General features: G+C 50.3%; 18 protein-coding genes. 6 read left to right on the top strand and 12 right to left on the bottom strand.

Translation table 11 applies throughout. The annotated features are described in order from the left end of the window. Window positions 1-106: 106 nt before the first annotated feature. The 3 genes from N3Z11_RS14285 to ppsA all read right to left on the bottom strand — a co-directional run bounded on the left by N3Z11_RS14285 (window position 107) and on the right by ppsA (window position 4,575). Window positions 107-1,087 carry an ADP-ribosylglycohydrolase family protein gene (locus N3Z11_RS14285; RefSeq protein WP_260657871.1) on the bottom strand — a complete coding sequence of 327 codons (981 nt, stop codon included), beginning with the start codon at window positions 1,085-1,087 and terminating at the stop codon, window positions 107-109. Window positions 1,088-1,137: 50 nt separating this feature from the next. After that, the gene (rfbD, locus tag N3Z11_RS14280; RefSeq protein WP_260657870.1) at window positions 1,138-2,052 is read right to left on the bottom strand and encodes a dTDP-4-dehydrorhamnose reductase; all 915 of its coding nucleotides are present in this window, start codon (window positions 2,050-2,052) and stop codon (window positions 1,138-1,140) included. A gap of 147 nt (window positions 2,053-2,199) precedes the next feature. Then, window positions 2,200-4,575 carry a phosphoenolpyruvate synthase gene (ppsA, locus tag N3Z11_RS14275; RefSeq protein ID WP_260657869.1) on the bottom strand — a complete coding sequence of 792 codons (2,376 nt, stop codon included), beginning with the start codon at window positions 4,573-4,575 and terminating at the stop codon, window positions 2,200-2,202. A 139-nt stretch (window positions 4,576-4,714) separates the two neighbouring features. Here ppsA and N3Z11_RS14270 point away from each other — a divergent pair, with 139 nt between their 5' ends. Together N3Z11_RS14270 and N3Z11_RS14265 are read left to right on the top strand one after the other, a co-directional pair. Further along, window positions 4,715-5,524 carry a pyruvate, water dikinase regulatory protein gene (locus tag N3Z11_RS14270; RefSeq protein ID WP_260657868.1) on the top strand — a complete coding sequence of 270 codons (810 nt, stop codon included), beginning with the start codon at window positions 4,715-4,717 and terminating at the stop codon, window positions 5,522-5,524. A gap of 65 nt (window positions 5,525-5,589) precedes the next feature. Then, window positions 5,590-6,531, top strand: a complete 942-nt coding sequence (locus tag N3Z11_RS14265) for an HAD family phosphatase (RefSeq protein ID WP_260657867.1) — start codon at window positions 5,590-5,592, stop codon at window positions 6,529-6,531. Here the strand turns inward: N3Z11_RS14265 and N3Z11_RS14260 are convergent. The 3 genes from N3Z11_RS14260 to N3Z11_RS14250 form a co-directional block, all read right to left on the bottom strand. Continuing rightward, the gene (locus tag N3Z11_RS14260; RefSeq protein ID WP_260657866.1) at window positions 6,520-7,578 is read right to left on the bottom strand and encodes a 2-dehydropantoate 2-reductase; all 1,059 of its coding nucleotides are present in this window, start codon (window positions 7,576-7,578) and stop codon (window positions 6,520-6,522) included. The genes N3Z11_RS14265 and N3Z11_RS14260 overlap by 12 nt on opposite strands. A gap of 11 nt (window positions 7,579-7,589) precedes the next feature. After that, window positions 7,590-8,939 carry a class II 3-deoxy-7-phosphoheptulonate synthase gene (locus N3Z11_RS14255; protein ID WP_260657865.1) on the bottom strand — a complete coding sequence of 450 codons (1,350 nt, stop codon included), beginning with the start codon at window positions 8,937-8,939 and terminating at the stop codon, window positions 7,590-7,592. Window positions 8,940-9,137: 198 nt separating this feature from the next. Then, on the bottom strand, window positions 9,138-9,596 hold the full coding sequence (locus tag N3Z11_RS14250) for a low molecular weight protein-tyrosine-phosphatase (RefSeq protein ID WP_260657887.1): 459 nt from the start codon (window positions 9,594-9,596) through the stop codon (window positions 9,138-9,140). Between the two features lie 110 nt (window positions 9,597-9,706). On the opposite strand from N3Z11_RS14250, the gene N3Z11_RS14245 reads away from it, so the two are divergent. Genes N3Z11_RS14245 through N3Z11_RS14235 form a run of 3 tightly spaced genes read left to right on the top strand, consistent with a single transcriptional unit; the run spans window position 9,707 to window position 13,538 of the window. Then, window positions 9,707-10,615: an AAA family ATPase gene (locus tag N3Z11_RS14245; protein WP_260657864.1), complete on the top strand. Its 909-nt coding sequence runs from the start codon at window positions 9,707-9,709 to the stop codon at window positions 10,613-10,615. Then, a complete protein-coding gene (locus tag N3Z11_RS14240) occupies window positions 10,603-11,580 on the top strand; it encodes a DUF58 domain-containing protein (RefSeq protein WP_260657863.1) in 978 nt (325 codons plus the stop codon). The genes N3Z11_RS14245 and N3Z11_RS14240 overlap by 13 nt, the downstream gene beginning before the upstream one ends. Then, window positions 11,574-13,538 carry a DUF3488 and transglutaminase-like domain-containing protein gene (locus N3Z11_RS14235; protein WP_260657862.1) on the top strand — a complete coding sequence of 655 codons (1,965 nt, stop codon included), beginning with the start codon at window positions 11,574-11,576 and terminating at the stop codon, window positions 13,536-13,538. The genes N3Z11_RS14240 and N3Z11_RS14235 overlap by 7 nt, the downstream gene beginning before the upstream one ends. A 49-nt stretch (window positions 13,539-13,587) precedes the next feature. Here N3Z11_RS14235 and N3Z11_RS14230 read toward each other — a convergent pair whose 3' ends face one another. The 3 genes from N3Z11_RS14230 to htpX form a co-directional block, all read right to left on the bottom strand. Beyond that, a complete protein-coding gene (locus tag N3Z11_RS14230; RefSeq protein WP_260657861.1) occupies window positions 13,588-13,833 on the bottom strand; it encodes a TIGR02647 family protein in 246 nt (81 codons plus the stop codon). Window positions 13,834-13,901: 68 nt separating this feature from the next. Then, complete coding sequence (locus tag N3Z11_RS14225) at window positions 13,902-14,459, bottom strand: YSC84-related protein (RefSeq protein WP_260657860.1); 558 nt, start codon at window positions 14,457-14,459, stop codon at window positions 13,902-13,904. Window positions 14,460-14,857: 398 nt separating this feature from the next. Further along, complete coding sequence (htpX, locus tag N3Z11_RS14220; RefSeq protein WP_260657859.1) at window positions 14,858-15,730, bottom strand: protease HtpX; 873 nt, start codon at window positions 15,728-15,730, stop codon at window positions 14,858-14,860. Window positions 15,731-15,868: 138 nt separating this feature from the next. Here htpX and pepE point away from each other — a divergent pair, with 138 nt between their 5' ends. Further along, window positions 15,869-16,573 (top strand): dipeptidase PepE, encoded by a 705-nt coding sequence (pepE, locus tag N3Z11_RS14215; RefSeq protein ID WP_260657858.1) that lies wholly within the window; start codon window positions 15,869-15,871, stop codon window positions 16,571-16,573. A gap of 26 nt (window positions 16,574-16,599) precedes the next feature. Here pepE and bioD read toward each other — a convergent pair whose 3' ends face one another. The 3 genes from bioD to N3Z11_RS14200 all read right to left on the bottom strand — a co-directional run bounded on the left by bioD (window position 16,600) and on the right by N3Z11_RS14200 (window position 19,400). Then, complete coding sequence (bioD, locus tag N3Z11_RS14210) at window positions 16,600-17,301, bottom strand: dethiobiotin synthase (protein WP_260657857.1); 702 nt, start codon at window positions 17,299-17,301, stop codon at window positions 16,600-16,602. A 33-nt stretch (window positions 17,302-17,334) separates the two neighbouring features. Beyond that, window positions 17,335-18,171 (bottom strand): malonyl-ACP O-methyltransferase BioC, encoded by an 837-nt coding sequence (bioC, locus tag N3Z11_RS14205; protein WP_260657856.1) that lies wholly within the window; start codon window positions 18,169-18,171, stop codon window positions 17,335-17,337. Between the two features lie 77 nt (window positions 18,172-18,248). Continuing rightward, window positions 18,249-19,400, bottom strand: a complete 1,152-nt coding sequence (locus N3Z11_RS14200; RefSeq protein ID WP_260657855.1) for an 8-amino-7-oxononanoate synthase — start codon at window positions 19,398-19,400, stop codon at window positions 18,249-18,251. Window positions 19,401-19,430 lie beyond the last annotated feature (30 nt).

Raw genomic sequence — 19,430 nt, 5'->3', positions numbered from 1 at the left:
AAGATCCGCACATCCACCCGCTTTGCCTTCTTTCCTGCCATAAAAAATCCCGCCAACAGGCGGGATTTTTTCTACTGAATGTTCAGGCCATCGCTGAAAACGGCGTTTAGCTTAACAACTCAGCAGGCGTTAACAACACCAGATCGGCCGCCAGCTTCAGTGCATCCACCGGCCACATCACTTCGGGTCTTGGCTGATCAACACCCGTCACCCCTTCCTGCGGTCTACAACTTGCCAACACGTTAAGCCACTCAGGATCCAATTTGTCCACTCCCTGCACAGCCCCCACTAAAGCAGCGGCAATAGCTGCATGGCTGCCGGTGTCACCGCCCTGCCGGATACTGTCCACTATGGCTTCCCCCACAGATTTGGCATAAAGCAATTGCCAGATAGCATGATGAAAAGCACAAAGCGCCGGGTTCGCCGGATTTTCATAGTTGGCAGGCGGCATAAAAAGCGCCTGATCGATGGTCTGGCGCAGTATAGTTTCCACTTTGAGATCGCGTGCCCATTGTTGTAAGTCCTGGTAAAGCTCATCAATACCGGCACCAGTATCTATGGCTTTGGCGAGCAACATGGCATAAAGCGCACTGATTTGCTGGCATAACAGCGCAGGCTGCGTGATAGCGGTGTCGGTCATGGCCCAGGCGGCAATTTGCGGCAGTGAAAAATGCACACCCATCATAGCAACAGGCAGCTGGCGGCCAAGCGCCGACAGCCCAAAATCCTGTTCGGAAGGCGTTACCGTTAACGCCTGTTGTAAAGATGCCGAAATCGCAAAAGGCTGGCTTTGCAGCCAATACTGATAGGCCGAAGCCGCATCGGCACTTTGATAACAGCGGCAAAACGCCAGCATGCGGCACAATAACAACACCAACTCGCCTTCTTCAGTGGGCTGGCCAGGCAAGGTGTGCCAGGGGCCTTCGCGAAGGCTTAATAAGCTACCTGCCCCCAGAGCACGACGCTCTTGCGGAGCTAAAAACTCGGCCTGAACCCCTAACGCGTCACCCGCCAGCAAAGCCACCAGTGCGCCCTGGGCGCGGGTTATTTTCTGCTGTTGCTCAATGCTGACTGCGCTGTTATCCATCGGTCACTCCGCTTGAAATTTATCCTTGGCTAGCTTACTTAAGATATTGATTATTTACCAGTTTCTGTATGTTTTTTTATCAGTTGTAAACAATCGGCCAGCTGATGCTGCCAGGCAGTTAACTCAATACCAAAAGTCTTTTGTATTTTTTGATTATTTAACCTGGAATTGGCCGGTCTTTTGGCTGCTCTGTTCAGGCTCAGGCTGTCGGTGGGCAGCACTTCGGGTTGTTGCTCCAGCAGTCCTTCATCCACCGCATAATAAAAAATGGTATTGGCAAATTCATACCAGCTGCACTCACCGGCCGCAGTTAAGTGATAAATACCGCTCACAGCGCGCGCTTGTTCCTGTGACATGGCAACAATCTGGCTAAAAATACTGACCACAGCGTCAGCCACTGCAGTAGCGCTGGTGGGTGCGCCCACCTGGTCATCCACCACCAAAAAAGGTTCCTGCCGGTTTGGTGCCAGTGACAGCATGGTGGTTAAAAAATTCCGGCCGCTATGACTATACAACCAGCTGGTGCGCAAAATGACATAACGGCAGCCTGAGCTAATAATGGCATGTTCGCCAGCCAGTTTACTGCGGCCATATTGTTGCCGAGGGTCTGTCTCATCAGTTTCAACATAAGGTTCGGTTTTTTTGCCATCAAACACATAGTCGGTGGAAAAATGGCATAACCAGCTATGCTGCTCTTTGGCTATAGTAGCCAGAGTCGCCGGCAACTGGTGATTCAGTTGCTCGCATAAAACGCTATTTCGCTCAGCACCATCCACATCTGTCATGGCAGCAGCATTGACAATTAAATCCGCCGGATGCTGTAAAAACCATTGTTGCACCGCAGTGCTGTCGGTTAAATCCAGCTCCTGCCGGTTTGGCGTTAATACAGTGCCAAGCGCGGTTAAATCTTCGGTAAGTGCCTGACCCAACTGGCCGGTGGCGCCTAATAACACTATTGTCAGCATAAAAATTCTTTATCAGAAAAGTTAAAACACAGGTCTCAAAGCCAGGTTCAGGCAGAGACACAAAATGAGCAACATGGTTGCGATCGCTATATCTGGCAGATAAAAAAAGCCAACCGGCTTGGGTTGGCTTTTTCTCAGCAGTTCAACTTAACCGCCGTATTTTTCCGCCAGATATAACCAGGTTTCCAGCACAGTATCAGGGTTCAGCGACACTGAATCAATGCCTTGCTCCATCAGCCATGCGGCAAAATCTTCGTGATCGGATGGGCCCTGACCACAAATACCCACGTATTTACCTTTGGCTTTGGCGGTAGAAATCGCCATCGACAACAGCTTTTTAATGGCAGGGTTACGTTCATCAAATAAGTGCGCGATTAAACCGGAGTCACGGTCCAGACCCAGAGTGAGCTGAGTTAAATCGTTAGAACCAATAGAGAAACCGTCAAAATATTCCAGGAACTCATCAGCCAGCAGACAGTTACTTGGCAGCTCGCACATCATAATGACTTTCAGGCCATTTTCGCCGCGTTTTAAGCCTTGCTCAGCCAGCAGGTCAATCACAGCCGCCGCTTCTTCTAAAGTCCGCACGAATGGGATCATCACCTCAACATTGGTAAAGCCCATGTCGTTACGCACCCGTTTTAACGCTTCACATTCAAGCGCAAAACAATCGCGGAAGTCTTCAGAGATATAACGTGAGGCACCACGGAAACCAATCATCGGGTTTTCTTCGTGTGGCTCATACTGCTGACCGCCGACTAAGTTGGCGTATTCGTTCGATTTAAAATCGGACATCCGAACTATGACACGCTCTGGCGAAAAGGCCGCAGCTAAAGTTGAAATGCCTTCAGTCAGTTTGCCAACGTAGTATTCAACGGGTGAGGCGTAACCTGCCATCATCTCGTCAATGGTGGCTTTCACATCGGCTGGCTGGGCATCGTAATTGAGCAGCGCTTTGGGATGAACACCAATACCCCGGTTGATAATAAATTCCAGACGCGCCAGACCAATACCGGCGTGCGGTAGCTTGGCAAAGCTAAAAGCACGCTCCGGGTTACCGACGTTCATCATGATTTTCATTTTCAGCGGTGGCATCTGATCAACACGGGAAGTAACCACGTTAAATGGCAGAATACCCTCGTAGACAAAACCTGTGTCACCTTCAGCACAAGACACTGTCACCTGCTGACCTGTTTTCACCAGGCTGGTGGCGTCACCGCAACCAACGACCGCCGGAATACCCAGCTCACGCGCAATAATAGCAGCATGACAGGTACGGCCACCGCGGTTGGTGACGATGGCTGAAGCGCGTTTCATGATAGGTTCCCAGTCAGGGTCTGTCATGTCAGTAATCAGTACATCACCTGGCTGAATTTGGTCCATATCGGCGATGCTGGCCAGCACTTTGGCGGTACCAGAGCCAATTTTATGGCCGATAGCACGGCCTTCGGTCAGCACAGGTGCGCTGCCCTGAAGCTGAAAGCGTTCCATTGAGTTGCTGTCTTCACGCGAACGCACAGTCTCAGGGCGGGCCTGTACTATATAGAGTTTGCCGTCGATACCATCTTTAGCCCATTCGATATCCATCGGACGGCCGTAATGTTTTTCAATAGTGATAGCCTGACGGGCCAGCTCTTCCACTTCAGCATCGGTCAGTGAAAACTGACGGCTTTTGGCCTGTGGAATATCTTCAATCTTGACTTGTTTGCCATGACCCTGCTCAGATGAATACACCATCTGTACCAGTTTTGAGCCTAAAGTACGGCGCACCACGGCTGGGCGACCTGCAGCAACTGTGGGTTTATGTACATAAAATTCGTCAGGGTTAACCGCACCCTGCACCACCATTTCGCCTAAACCATAAGATGAAGTCACAAAAACCACATCTTCAAAACCTGATTCGGTATCAATAGAGAACATGACGCCTGAAGAAGCGCAGTCTGAACGCACCATGCGCTGCACACCGGCAGATAAAGCCACACCACGGTGGTCATACCCCTGATGCACACGGTAAGAAATAGCGCGGTCATTAAATAAAGAGGCAAAGACGTGTTTGATGGCTTCAATAACTGCATCATAACCACGGACGTTTAAGAAAGTTTCCTGTTGTCCGGCAAAGGAGGCGTCCGGCATATCTTCGGCAGTGGCAGAAGAACGAACCGCAAAAGAGGCATCATCACCCATACCTTCACAAAGTTTGGCGTAGGCTGCATGAATGGCTTGTTCGAACTCCGGCTGAAATGGGGTGTCAATTACCCACTGGCGGATCTGGGCACCGGCTTTGGCCAGCTCAGTGACATTGTCTACGTCAGTTTTATCCAGTAACTGGTAAATCCGCTCATTCACACCACTTTGTTCCAGAAACTGATTAAAAGCTTCCGCCGTGGTGGCGAACCCGCCTGGCACTTGCACACCGGCGTTGGCCAGGTTACTGATCATCTCACCCAATGAGGCATTTTTGCCGCCGACCCGTGGAACATCGTGCATGCCCAAGTCCTGATACCAAACAACGAATTCTTGCACAGTATGTCTCCAATTTTTGTTGCAGGTTAGGTAAGCTTACGAGGCTCGCTACATAAGCAAAAAGATTCTACACTGCCAGACGGCTTAAATAAAACCTTAATTTTTAATGTAATTTTATAACAACAAGCAGGAGTTCAGCGTGCGCACAGCCTTTTATATCTCGGATGGCACAGGTATTACCTCAGAAGTATTCGGCCACGCCTTACTCTCTCTTTTTCCAGCAGAATTTGACCATGTGACCATCCCATTTGTTGAAACCGCCGACAAAGCCTTACAGACTAAACAACGCATTAACGATCGTTATAAAACTACCGGTGTGCGGCCCTTGGTGTTTTTAACTTTTGTTGATGAAGGCTTGCGCGCCATTATCAACAGCTCAGAAGCAGTCTGTTATGACTTTCTGAATGCTTTTGTTGAACCAATGCAAAAAGAGCTCGGCATTCAGGCGATGCCAAAAACCCACAGAACTCATAGTATTCATGAAAAAACCTATGATTTTCGGATTGACGCTGTGAACTATGCGCTGGCCAATGACGATGGTTCTAACTTAAAGGACTACGCCAAAGCCGATATTATTCTGGTTGGCGTGAGCCGCTCAGGTAAAACGCCAACCAGCTTGTATCTGGCTTTGCAATACGGCATTAAAGCGGCCAACTATCCTTTTGTCGAAGAAGATATGGATCATCTGAGTTTGCCCAAGGTGCTACAGCAGCATAAAAGTAAATTGTTTGGCTTAACCATTACGCCGGAGCGACTGTCGCAAATCCGTGAGCAGCGCAGGCCTAACAGCCGTTATTCGTCTTTGCGTCAGTGCAAACTGGAGCTGGCGGAAGTGGAGAATCTGTATAAAAAAGAGCGAATTCCGTATTTAAACTCCACCACTTTATCCATTGAAGAAATTTCGGCAAAAATCATGGCTGAAACCGGCTTAAAGCGGCAAAAATACTGATAAAAGCACTATTCAAACGCTATAAGTTGCCACAACCCGCAGCCTATTAAGTACAAGGATTGTAGATGACAGACCATCAGCCTTTACCCTCCTGGCGTCCCGGTCCACGCCGTGATGCCATTCTGAACTTTATCAATCAGGTGACCAATCCTGAATCCCCTTGTTATGTAGCGCCCCAGGACAGAATCGCCACTTTTGATCATGACGGCACCTTATGGGTGGAAAAACCTGATGTGACCGAAATCACTTTTATTAAAGATCTGATGCAGCACGATGAAATCAGGTCCAAGCCACTCTGTGGCACTGTGCAGGGTTTTATCCGTCACGGCCTCGCGGTTTTTATGGAGAAATTATTACAAGACACCCGCTGGTTATTAAGGGAATGGATAGATGGGGTCAGCACCGATGACTATAAACACTGGGTACAATGCTGGCTTGGTAAAGCTTTACATCCCAGATTTCAACGCCCTTACCCACAACTGGTGTATCAGCCGATGCTGGAAGTGCTCGCACTATTTCGTCAGCATGGTTTTCGCAATTATCTGGTCTCCGGCGGTAGCTGTTATTTTATCCGTGCTTTTTCCGAGCAGGCTTATGGCATTGGACCTGAACAGGCGCTTGGTAGCCAGCTCAGAACAAAGGTCACTGAGAAAAACGGTCAGCTGTCCGTCGAACTCAAACCCATTCCCTGGTTTTTAGATAACGGTAAAGGCAAGGTGCTTTGTATTGAAAGCCATATCGACCGTCATCCTATTGCCGCTTTTGGCAACAGCAGCGGTGATATTGCCATGTTACGCTGGGCAGGTCAGAGCAAAACTTCGTTATGTATGTTTATTCATCACACAGATGCTGAACGTGAATATGCATACTGCCCGGGGCAAAAAACGCTCAAAGCAGTCAGCGACTATGGCTGGCACCTGGTGGATATGAAAAACGACTGGCTACAGATATTTCAGGCAGCAACCGCAGAACAACACAAAACCGAAGTGGCCAGCTCAACGTTGTAACAGCTGCTGACGCAATTGGGCCGGGCTGAGTGTTAAAGACTCGCCCTGTTCCAGATGTTTCACCAGTTCAACAATAGCGGCGTTGACCGGCGTGGCAATGCCGGTATCAATGCCAAGGCGCACCACTGCGCCGTTTAAATACATCACTTCAGTACGCCGGCCGGCCTGAATGTCGTCCCACATGGAAGAGCGCGCTGCATCGTCAATTTTTAACATTTGCCGCGCCAGCAGCCGGAACAACCAGGTGGGTAAACGCAATAGCCAGGGCAACCAGTGATTGGGTAACAGCGTCATCGCCTGAGGTTTCACCTGCAGTGCTCTGGCCACCTGCAGCCATTCCTGCATAGCTGCCGCTAAAACCAGTCGCAAGTCCTGCTGCAACAACTGTTGTTTCAGCGGTAAACCCGATAACGCATTAAGCGCATTATTTAGGTTTAACAACAACTTGCCATATTCAACTGCACGCATATCGGCACATAACTGCACACCAGAGCCATAATGGCGGAAGATTGCTGCCAGATAGTCCAGTTTATGCTGGTTGCTTTGTGGCCACAGCAGCTGACCAGAACTGGTTTGCTGAAAATGGCCAGGTCCGGTTTTGACGACATTAAAAGGCACCACGGCTCTGTACACCGGATTACTCAGGCTGGCGCTTAACATGGTATCCACACCAATGCCGTTTTGCAGCGCAATCACTGGCACATCGGGGCGGATAAACTTTTTCAGCTGTGGAATAAGATGTGGCAGACTGATAGCTTTCACGGTCAGTAAAATCACATCACATTCAATCAGACTGACCATCGAAGTATAAAAAGCCGGTGCTATAGCACTGGCGTTGCCACCCGGGAAACCGGCCGACAAACCATAAGCGGCCAGCTCCAGCCCTAAAGCCTCACGGCCAAAAAACTGCACAGCAAGGCTTTTGTCCTGCGCCAGAATAGCACCTAAAAAACAGCCGATGCTGCCAGCACCAACAATACCCACAGTGCTGTGAATTGCAGCACTGTGGGTTTGCGATTGGATATCCAGGCCAGATGTTGGCGCCATAACCACCGGACTTACTTGCGGACAGTCTGCAGAGTATCGGCGATTAAAAAGGCTAATTCCAGTACCTGATCGGCATTTAACCTGGGGTCACACTGGGTGAAATAACGCTGACTTAAATCGTTTTCAGACAAACCATAAGCACCGCCGGTACATTCAGTGACATGCTCGCCCGTCATCTCCAGATGAATACCACCGGCGTGGCTGCCTTCGGCTTGATGCACCGCAAAGAAGTTACGGATCTCACGCAAAATGGCTTCAAAATCACGGGTTTTGTAGTCATTGCTGGCTTTGACCGTATTGCCGTGCATTGGATCTGAACTCCAGACCACTTTACGGCCTTCACGCTGCACCCGGCGCACTAAAGCCGGCAGTTTATCGGCCAGTTTGTCGGCGCCCATCCGGGTGATCAACGTTAAACGGCCCGGAATATTGTCCGGGTTTAATTGGTCAATTAAACGGATAAGGTCCAGCTCATCCATACCAGGGCCAACTTTGACACCTATCGGGTTATGAATACCACGGAAAAACTCAATATGGGCATGGTCCAACTGCCGGGTACGCTCACCAATCCACACCATATGCGCCGAGCAGTCGTACCAGAGGCCGGTCAGCGAATCACGGCGCGTTAAAGCTTCTTCGTAATTGAGCAGCAATGCTTCATGCGAGGTATATAAAGTGGTTTCGCGGATAGAAGGTGAATTTTGTGCGCTGATGCCACAAATTTCCATAAAGCGCAGTGCTTCCTGAATTCGCTGCGCTATATCCTGATAGCGGCCTTTGAGTGGGTTGCTTTCAACAAAACCCATATTCCAGCGGCTCACCTGATGTAAATCGGCAAGGCCCCCCTGGGCAAAAGCCCTTAATAAATTTAAGGTTGCAGCCGAATGATGATAAGCCGTTAATAACCGGTTTGGGTCTGGCCGGCGCGCCGCTTCGGTAAATTCAAAGCTGTTGACGATATCACCGCGGTAACTTGGCAGGCTGACGCCATTGATGGTTTCTAAGTCGCTCGAGCGCGGTTTGGCATATTGCCCCGCCATCCGTGCCACTTTCACCACAGGACAACCGCCGGCAAAAGTCATCACCACTGCCATTTGCAATAATACTTTAAAGGTATCGCGGATTTTTGGCGCATTAAAGTTACTAAAGCTTTCCGCACAATCGCCGCCTTGCAGTAAAAAGGCATTGCCTTCGGCAACCTGCCCTAACTGACTAAAGAGATCGCGGGTTTCCTGCGCAAAAACCAAAGGCGGAAACGAATGCAGCTGCTGCTCCACATTGGCCAGCAGGGCCGGATCATCGTAATGGGGTTGTTGTTGGATGGGAAATGCTCGCCAACTTTGAGGCGTCCAGGTCGTCACTTTGCGTATCCTATTAAGGTTATGAAATGGGGAATTGATTCACTTTGGCTATTAATCCAAGGACAAAGTAAATTTATTACCGGCCAATTTCAATCGCTAATTTGTTATAACCTAGAATTTAGCCGTCTGTTGGCGAAAAATGCAGCACAAAGGCAAAGCTGATGCGGATCCTGAGGTAAAAAAACAACAAAAGCGCCATCAGCGCCTTTGTTGTAATTCAAGCAATAAATGCTCGCAGGCTTGTTCTATCATCTGACGCACCAGCTCAAAACCACGGGCGCCACCATAATATGGATCAGGCACCTCGGGTTGACTGGCGTATTCCGGGTGGTAACTCATCAACAAATTGAGTTTGTGCTGATGCTCCGCCGGACAACGGCGTTTTAACGCCGCGAGATTTTCCAGATCCATAGCTAAAATCAAATCGTAATAATCAAAGTCGGTGCTTTGTACCGGGCGGGAGTAAATGCCTTTAAAACTGACGTCAATGGCCGCTTTGATGCTACGTGGATCCGGCGGAGCACCTTTATGACTGGCGCTGGTACCGGCAGATTCAATTTCACAAGCAAAGTTATTTTCCGCCGCCAGCTGCCGGAAAATGGCATGAGCTGTGGGCGAACGGCAAATATTACCCAGACAAACAAAGAGTATTTTCATCACAAAAACATTCCGGAAATAGCGCTTGCGGCAGTATACGAACTTTGTAACTATTTGCCAAAGCGTCATTTTATCGCCATCAAAGGCTTTTCCCGACCCAAGGACATACAGTGCACACAGAAATTCAACAAGTAGAATCGCAACTGAATCAGGTGATCCTCGGCAAAGCTCCGCAAATCCGGCTCGCGCTGACTTGCCTGTTAGCGCAGGGCCATTTATTGCTGGAAGATTTGCCCGGAATGGGCAAAACCACACTGGCGCACGCTTTGGCACAAAGCCTTGGTTTAAGTTACCGACGGGTGCAGTTTACCAGCGACCTGCTGCCGGCCGATCTCACCGGCTTTAGTATTTTTGATGCCCGCTCGCAGCAATTTAATTTTCAGCCAGGCCCGGTTTTTAGTCAGGTGTTATTGGCCGATGAAATCAACAGAGCCAGCCCCAAAACCCAAAGCGCTCTACTCGAAGCCATGGAAGAGCAGCAAGTGTCGGTGGATGGCGAAACCAGGCCCTTGCCGGCACCTTTTTTTGTCATCGCCACACAAAACCCGTTGTTTCACAGCGGCACCAATGCCCTGCCCGAATCGCAGCTTGACCGCTTTTTAATGCGCCTGACCTTGGGTTTTCCGGAGCGCGCCGCTGAATTGCAATTGCTGCAACAGGACCAACAAAACCGCCAGCAGCAGCAGTTACCAGCGCTATTGAGCACAGAGCGGCTTAGGGCACTGCAGGCACTGGTGCCACAAATTACCGCCACCGATGCTGTACTGGGTTATATGCTGGATCTTATCCGGCAAAGCCGGCAGCGCTCAGACATGCTGCCGCTGTCACCGCGTGCGGCACGGGGTCTGGTGCGGGCCGCTAAAGCGTACGCTTTTTTACAGCAACGGCAGTTTGTAACCACTGAAGACGTACAGGCGGTGTTTGCCGCAGTGGCCGAACACAGACTACAACCGCGGCAACAGCAACATCAGTCCAACCTCAGTGCGCTGTTAATTCAGGAAACTCCATGCAGCTGCTGAAACACAAGCTGCAAAGCTGGGTCAGACATAAAATATGGGTCTGGCTGGAGCGGCGCCAGCCGCCTGTGAGCCAGCTGACACTGCGCCAGAATATTTTGTATGTGCTGCCAAGCAAATATGGCATTTCGTTGTTTGCGCTGGCGGCTATTTTGTATTTATTAGGCAGTAACTATCAGAATAATCTGATTTTATTACTCAGTTTTTTACTGATTGGCCTACTGCTGCTCGCTATTATCCTCGCTTTTAAGAATCTGCATGGTCTGGTACTACAAAGCGGCGAAACCACGGCTGCTTTTGCCGGTGACATGCTCAGTGTGCAGCTACACCTTGCCAATCAACGAGGGCGTCAGTTGCTGGAGTTCAGCTTAAACGGCGAGCCACAGTTATTCTGGACTTTGCCCTCAGAGGTAATGCTGCAGGTGGACAGTTCGCGCCGTGGTTTTTACCGGCTGCCGCGTTTTAAAATTCAGAGTCTGTACCCTTTTGGTTTAGTACGCTGCTGGTGTTATCCGGCGCTGAATCAAAGTTATTGGGTGTATCCCAATCCCTTGCAACAACAAATGCAACAGCATCTGCCAACAGGTGATGGTGAGCTGCAATGGTCGCATTTAAGCCCTTATCAAATGGGCGATGCACTGCAACGTATTGACTGGAAACGATTATCACGCCAGCCGTCTCAGCCTGTAGTGAAGGTGTTCAGTCAACAGGGCTCAGAGTTACACCAGCTGGTGGTGCCTTCCCTGTCAGGCGCTGCACTTGAGCAGGCACTATCGCAGATTTGTGCGCAAATTCTGCATTTGAGTCACCGGCATCTGCCTTATACCCTGGAAGTCCAGGGCCGGCTGCTCACAAGCGAACAACTCACAACTGCACAAAACGCGGGTGGACAAAGCACGGTGCAGCCGGGCCTTAGCAGCGAAGAACTGCACCGCCAACGTTGTCTGGAGGCGCTGAGTTTATGTTAGCGAATCAGGCATCCTACCCCGCAGTACCAAGCCCTGTGATCTGGCGATTGTGGCTGATCCAAAGTTTGTTATTGCTATTACTGGCACCGGCTTTTAATTTCTGGAGTCTGGCCATTTTTGCGTTGTTGCTGCTGGCCAAACTGCCGCAGTTATTGCTGAGCAGACCAGCATGGAGTTTAAAGTTATCCAATTTGCTGGCGCTGACCATAGTTTCTGCCCTGCTGTTATTTGCCAGGGATCTGGGGGTGTTGCATCTGATGATCCACCTGTTGCTGCTGGCGGCTATTTTGCGGCTGCTCGGATTTCGTCAAAATGACCACGCTGATGTGCAGCAGCTGTTATGGGTGCAGTACTTTTTATTTGCCTGTTGTTTTATTCTGCATCAGGCACTGGGTATGGCGCTGCTGGTATTTATGTTGTTGTTATTACAACTGCAAAGCCATTACCTGGCTTTTGCTGCGCCCGGCAGTACATTTCCCTATAAATCTGCGCTGAAAACCAGCCTGATATTTGTGCCTTTGTGGTTAGGTTTGTTTTTGCTGTTTCCACGCATTGCGCCACTCTGGGCTCTGCCCGGTGCCAAACAGGCGATGACGGGGCTCGGTGATGAACTGAACCCGGGAAGTATTGAACGTTTGGTCGAAAGCGACGAGCTGGCGTTTCGGGTTGAATTTCAAAGCCGCCTGCCACAGCCGGATGAACTTTATTGGCGCGCCAGAATTTACGATACTTTTGATGGCAACAGCTGGCGGCGGCGTTATAACAACGATCTGGCTGACTTTAGCAAGATAAAACACAACAGCAACCTGAGCTTCAGCTACAAAATTATTGTTGAACCACATCAGCAGCGGCATTTGTATAGCCTTGGCGTGCCACTGAAGGTCAATTATCCGCAGCGCATTGACACCGATGCGCTGCTGAGCAGCCCCAGTGTGCTGAGCCAACGTGCCAGCTTTCAGGTGCAGTCGGTGCTTACCCCTGTACCTGATTTCCCCGGTGCAAAAAACAATACCAATTTGCAGCTGCCGCCCGGCAATCCAAAAAGCCGGGCACTCGCCGCGCAGCTTGCGGCTGAACATAAAACACCGGAACAACTGGTACTGGCCATTGGCCGTTATTTGCGCGAAGGCGGCTTTCGATACAGCCTGAACCCGCCGGCTTTGTCGGGCGATCAGATTGATATGTTTTTATGGCAAAGCAAAAGTGGTTTTTGCAGTCATTATGCTCAGACCACCACCTTTTTATTACGCGCCGCCGGTGTACCAGCGCGAATTGTCGGCGGATATCTGGGCGGCGAATGGCGGGATAACCAAAGTTATCTGGAAGTCACCCAAAGGGCTGCCCATGCCTGGGTGGAATACCTGCATCAGGGGGCCTGGCATAAATTTGACCCCACACTGCAGGTGGCGCCAGAGCGGCTATTTGCCAGTCTGGAAGATTTGTTGTCGGCCGCTGATTTATTACGATTGGAAGGCAATTGGCTCGGCCGGGCAGGTTTTGCCAAACAACTGCTGCAACAACTGGAAGATCTGGATTATTACTGGTCACGCTGGGTACTTGGTTTTGACAATGAACAGCAACAATCCTTGCTGGGCAGCGTGAAAAACCGGCTATTGGAGCTGGCGGCGCTGGATTGGTGGTATTACATCAAAATAATCCTACTGCTACTGACTGCCACGTTATTAAGCAGGTTGTTATGGCTGCGCCTGACCACTGCGCCGCCTGTTATTTCCGTTTGGCTTGTGCAAGAGCTCAGCCCCTGGCTAGCCAAAACGCCTGAACAAACTGTGTTGCAATATCTGGCTGCCTTGGGTCATCACTCAACACTGCAACAACAAAGCGCTGTGGTGGCAGCACATTATCAGCAACTGGTATTTGCCGGTGACATCAAAGCCGAAAAGCCACTCAGAGCAGAAGTGCGGCAGCTGAAAAAACTGCTGAAACAACAACGCCGCTAATGCGGCGTTGTGATTAAATAGTTGTTGTTTTTATCTGAGTGAGTTTTGTTTAAGCCTCGGCTTTACTACCCAGAATGCGCAGCGCCACCTGTATATGTTCAGCACAGGTTCGGCCAAGATCTGTCAGATAACCACCATCTTCCTGCGTCACCAACCCTTTGTGATAAAGCCTGGCGATGGCGGCTTTGCTGGTGTCGTCGGCATCTTTGTGGGCTTTAATGCCCTCCAGACTACTGTCTAAATTAAATAAATTCAAAATACGGATTTCGGCATTCAGATCAGCATTAACAGGCATAGTGCCTCCTTGTGTGATTGCTGTGTCCAGCTTAGTCTTTGCAAGCGCCAAAGCGCATGCATTCTGTATTAATTTAGCGAGTCATCCCGCCAGAATTTAGTGCCTTTAATGGTGGCCTGCAACGCAAGACCTGACTCTGTCAGCTGATAAATGGTAATGTTATCAACGGTAATTTCGCCGCCTATCGCGTCACCTTTATCTTTGGCTTTTGCTGCTGCGTCCAGCTGTCCGCCAAAAGCCCAGCCATGCTCAACAAAACGGCGCAGCGCATCTTTGGTATGGAATACAAACACCAGACGGTAATCTTTGGCTCCCAGGCCCAGACCAATGCCCAACTCTCCCATCTTCATATAAGTAACAGTGCCATTGTTGCTGTGCACCACGCCATAACCACCACCGGCGCTGGCAAACAGCAGATTGACATTTGCATTACTGAACACCGCATATCCGGCAGAACGTTCGATGGTATCTGCGGCATAAGGTTTTTGCCGGTACAGTGTATTCAGCGTTTCAGCGCGCATATTTTCAATGGCCTGGCGTTGCTGTGACACACTTTTTCCCTGATGCGACGCACAGCCGCTTAACAGCGCACTCAGCAATACCAAAAAGAAAATCCAGGGTTTCATTGTTACTCCTTAAACGACAGTTAGATCATCACGGCTTTGGGTCTAATCCTGAACCGGGGCTGCAAGGCTTGTATCGCTAATCTGTTGTGCGACCAGCCGCGGACACTGCTTTGCAACTTTTTGGTGTTTTTGCAGATATCAGGTCCGACCTTCCTCAGCACTGAGACTCTGGTTATTTTCTAAAGTTGCCTGGGTAACACCACAAGAGTCAGAGCCAATGCCGAACATAAAACAGCCAAGTGACTGAATATCAATTGTTTCACACTGTTTCACAGCCAAAGATGATTGTAAACACCCAACAGCAGCAAAAAAAAACGGGTTACCATTGCAACCCGCTTTTCTGACACAGCCTTTGTTCAAAATACCGCTGATTTTTTCTTTAAGCCTGTAACTTCAACTCAAGGTTGCTGGCGCAAGGCGTCGATACGTTTTTCCAGTGGTGGATGGCTCATAAAAAGCTCAGACGCTGCAGGTTTATTGGCTATACCAAAAGCCATCATTGAACCTTCCAGCTGGCTTTCATGGTTATTACGCAGACGTTCCAGCGCCGCCACCATTTTATTGGCACCGACCAGTTTGGCGGCGCCGGCATCGGCACGGTATTCACGCTGACGTGAGAACCACATCACAATAATGCTGGCCAACACACCAAAAATCATTTCCAGCACAAAAACTGTTGCCATATAGGCAAAACCACCGCTGGACGATTCTTCATCACTGCTGCGACCGGCATTGGAAATAGCACCGGCAATTAAACGCGCCAGGAAAATGACAAAGGTATTCACCACGCCCTGGATCAGCGTCAGTGTCACCATATCGCCATTGGCCACGTGTGACACCTCGTGTGCCAGCACAGCTTCCACTTCATCTTCCCGCATATTGCGTAATAAGCCTGTACTGACTGCAACCAACGCGTTGTTGCGGTTCATACCGGTGGCAAAAGCATTCATTTCCGGTGAATCATAGATGGCCACTTCCGGCATACCGATACCGGCTTGCTTGGCCTGACGGGCAACAGTGCTCATCAGCCACTGCTCTGTGGCATTGCGGGGTTGTTCAATGACCACAGCGCCAGTGGATCGTTTGGCCATCCATTTCGACATGGCCAGCGAAATAAAAGAACCGCCAAAACCAAAAACGGCGGCCAGCACCAATAACCCCCCCATGCTGCTGCGATCAATGCCAAACACTTTAAAAATGATGCTTAAAACCACAGACAACACCAGCATCACAGCTAAGTTGGTCAATAAAAACAGCACTATACGCTTCATAAATACCTCGGTTACTTCATTTGATGTTGCTACTATATGGGCTTGCCGATAGTTTTCAACCTGGGCTTGTGCCTGATTTGTAAAGGTTGATGTCAGAGCTACTGCCTCTGCGATATCCTGGTCCCTGATGGAGTCTGTATGAAATTATTGTTATTAAGTTCGTCCCGCGCCGGCAACAGCGCTTATCTGGCACCAAATCTGGCTCAGATTGCCAGCCATCTGCAGGGCGTTTCAACTGTGTTGTTTATTCCTTATGCCGCCGTTAGCCAAGGTTACGATGCCTATCAACAGATGGTTCAGCAGGCATTTTCAGCTATCGATATTCAGGTAGACAGCATTCACCAACACCCGGATCCGGTGGCGGCTGTCACGCAGGCTCAGGCTATAGTGGTGGGCGGTGGCAATACTTTTGTGTTGTTACAGCAATTGTACCGTCATGGTCTGATTGACAGCATCAGAGCTCAGGTGAATAAAGGTGTGCCTTATGTCGGCTGGAGTGCAGGCTCTAATATTGCCGGGCTCAGTATCCGCACCACCAATGATATGCCGGTGGTGGAGCCGCCTTCTTTTACCGCTTTGGATTTAGTACCACTGCAATTGAACCCGCATTACAGCGACTACAAACCTGAAGGTTTTCATGGTGAAACCCGCGATATGCGCCTTGGTGAATTTATGCAGTTAAACCCTGAGACCGCGGTGATTGCCCTGCCTGAAGGCACAGCTTTGGTACGCGATGGCGCTACTTTAAGTTATCAGGGGCAAACCGACGGTTATCTATTTATCGGAGGCAGTAAAACCGCGCTGCTGCCGGGGGCTGATCTATCGGCATTTTTACAGCTCTGACCTGCCCCCGCCATGGCAAACCACTGTTATAACAATGACATTGTGTTTGCCAGCGCTTTGGCAAGCGCTGTCTGCAATTCTGCGAGCGCAGCTTCCCGCTCAGCCGTTGCTGCGCTTTGATAAGGCATCACACCCAGGCAAGGCCAGGGTAAACGTTGCTGTAAATCGGCAATATTTTCATCCAGCAATAACATTTGTGGATCAACACAATTAGCAACCCAGCCAAGCACCCTGGTGCCGGAACGTTCCAGCTCGCGCGCCGTCAGCATGGCGTGATTCAGGCAACCGAGTTTCATGCCCACCACCAGCAACACCGGTAGTTTCTGTGCCAGCACCCAATCGGCAAGATAACGACCATCGTCCAGCGGTAACAACCAGCCACCGGCGCCTTCAATCAACCGAAGCCTGACCGGCAACTGCGCCGTTTCCACAAGCTGCGTATCCAACTTTTTGGTATCAATGCAGCTTTGATTTAAATTTGCCGCCAGATGTGGCGCGACCGGCTCATCAAACAATACCGGGTTGACGCTGGAATAACTAAGTTCAAGCGCCGACAACTGCTGCAGAGTTTTGGCATCGGCATTTTTGCCATCCGCATCAACCCCGGCCGCTATCGGTTTTAAGCCAATAGCCGGAATATTCAGCCTGGTAAAACCTTTGAGTAGCGCACTGCTGATAAAAGTTTTACCGGCGTCAGTGTCGGTTGCGGTAATAAACACAGATTGCATAAACAAATCCTGAAAAGGCTAAAATGGTATGCGTTAAAACCCGCAATGGGGCTCAATTGAAAGTACGTCAGCTTGTTTGGTCGCCACAATTTGCAGCACCTGATAACTCAGTGGCAACCCCTGGGCGGTGCGAAACTTTTCATAGGCACTGGCAAAAGCCGCCCAGCGTTTTTTCCCGCCAAGGCCAGTACCGGCACGACCCGCCACAAAATTGGCACCAATTTGTTTAAAACTGCGCGAAAGATGAAGCACATCCGGATAAAACAACTGATAGGTCAATTGTTGACTCTGACAGCTAAAACCCTGTGCTTTTACCGCGTTTAGCAGCACCTCTGCTGGCAAGAAGGCCAGTTGATGCGGTTTATTATCGACCTGCGCCCAGCTTTGCTGAAATTCAGCCATGGAGTCTGTCACTAAGGTGCTCAGCACCAACTGACCGCCCGGCTCTAACAGCCGGTAGCACTCAGCAAATACCGCCTCCGGCTTTGGGCACCATTGCAGCATCAGGCTACTGAAAATACAGCCGACACTTTGCGCCGGCAAAGGCAATGCCGCGGCATCGGCCTGAATATAACGGCTGGCAAGACCCAAAGTTTCAGCCTCTGCCAGCATGGCTTCACTTAAGTCGGCGGCCCAAAGCTCACTGCAGTGTTTTCTAAGCTCCGGATGCAACCAGCCGGGCCCGCAGCCCAGATCCAATAGCCTGGTTTGAGCTGGTTCCAGCTGCCGCGTTGTTGCCAGCAACGCCAGTAAATCGGTGGCGACCTGCTGCTGCAAGCTGGCCCCCTGGCTGTAACTTTGTGCCGCTTTATCAAAATGCCGGCGGATTTGCGGATCCGATGTCGCAACAGTCTGGATTGAGCGAGGCATTGCGCAAGCTGTTGGTGCAGACACTACTGCTGGACCTGATGGCTTGATACCCGTTCGATCCTTTATATAAAGTGCTGTCATAACAATTCCTTCAGTGTGGTAAACAGCAGCTTTAAATCCTGTTTTTGCTGCAGCGCACTGAGGGTAATGCGTAATCTGGCCTGGTGCAGCGGTACTGTCGGCGAACGGATGGCACTGAGCCAAATGCCTTTTGCTGCCAGTTGCTGACTCACCCACATCGCTTTGTGGCTGTCACCAATCAACAAAGGTTGAATAGCGCTTGTTGATGGCAGCAGCTCGAGCTCAAACTGCGCCGATAGCTCACGGCAATATTGAATATTTTCGATAAGTTTATCGCGCCGCCACTGCTGGCTCCGGCACAGCTGAATGCTCTGACGCATTGCAACAGCAAGCGCCGGCGACAACGCCGTGCTGTAAATAAAATGGCGGGCATTTTGAGTTAAATAATCAGCCACTACAGCGCTGGTGGCGAGAAAACCACCTTGCCCACCCAGTGCTTTACCAAAATTGGCCATCAGACACTGACTTGCATCAGTGGCAAGGCCGGCAGCAGCCAAAGATCCTGCGCCTTCCGGCCCAAATACCCCCAGGCCATGAGCGTCATCCAGTAACAATGGCGCCTGATATTGCTGGCATAATTCAACAAGTTTTGCCAAATCCGGACTGTCACCATCCATGCTGAACACACCTTCAGTGGCAACCACGGCTTTATTACTGTGTTTTTGCAGCAATTTATGAAGCGAGCCCAAATCATTGTGCAAAAAGCGCTGATACCCGCCCGGATGTTGCAAGGCCGCATCAATCATCGAGGCGTGACTGAGTTTATCCAGCAGCAAAGTTTCATCCGAAGCGGCAAGCCCCAGTAGCATCGCCTGATTTGCGGCAAAACCTGAGCTGAATAACAACACAGCGTCCACATTCAGCCAGTCACAAATTTCATCACAAAGTGCCTGATGCGGGGCTTGCTGACCACAGACCAGCGGTGAGCCGCTGCTACCCACCCCATAATCGGCGGCGCCTTGTTGCAGCGCAGCTACAACTTTGGGCTCAGTGGCAAGGCCAAGGTAATCATTGCCGGAAAAATTCAGAAGCTCACGATTCTGATAACGGATAACACGGCCGCTGACTTGCTGCGCCGTTTTTAACCGGCGCAATAACCCTGCTTGCTCACGTTCTGCCAACAGCTGCTGCATCTGTGCAATCTGCATCAGCTTTGCCCTCCGGCCTTCATGTTAAAC

It is taken from the genome of Rheinheimera sp. 4Y26 (assembly GCF_025245835.1).
In the GTDB taxonomy this organism is placed as follows: domain Bacteria; phylum Pseudomonadota; class Gammaproteobacteria; order Enterobacterales; family Alteromonadaceae; genus Pararheinheimera.
The sequence above is the reverse complement of the archived record's forward strand: the minus strand, read 5'-3'. Positions and strand labels throughout refer to the sequence as shown.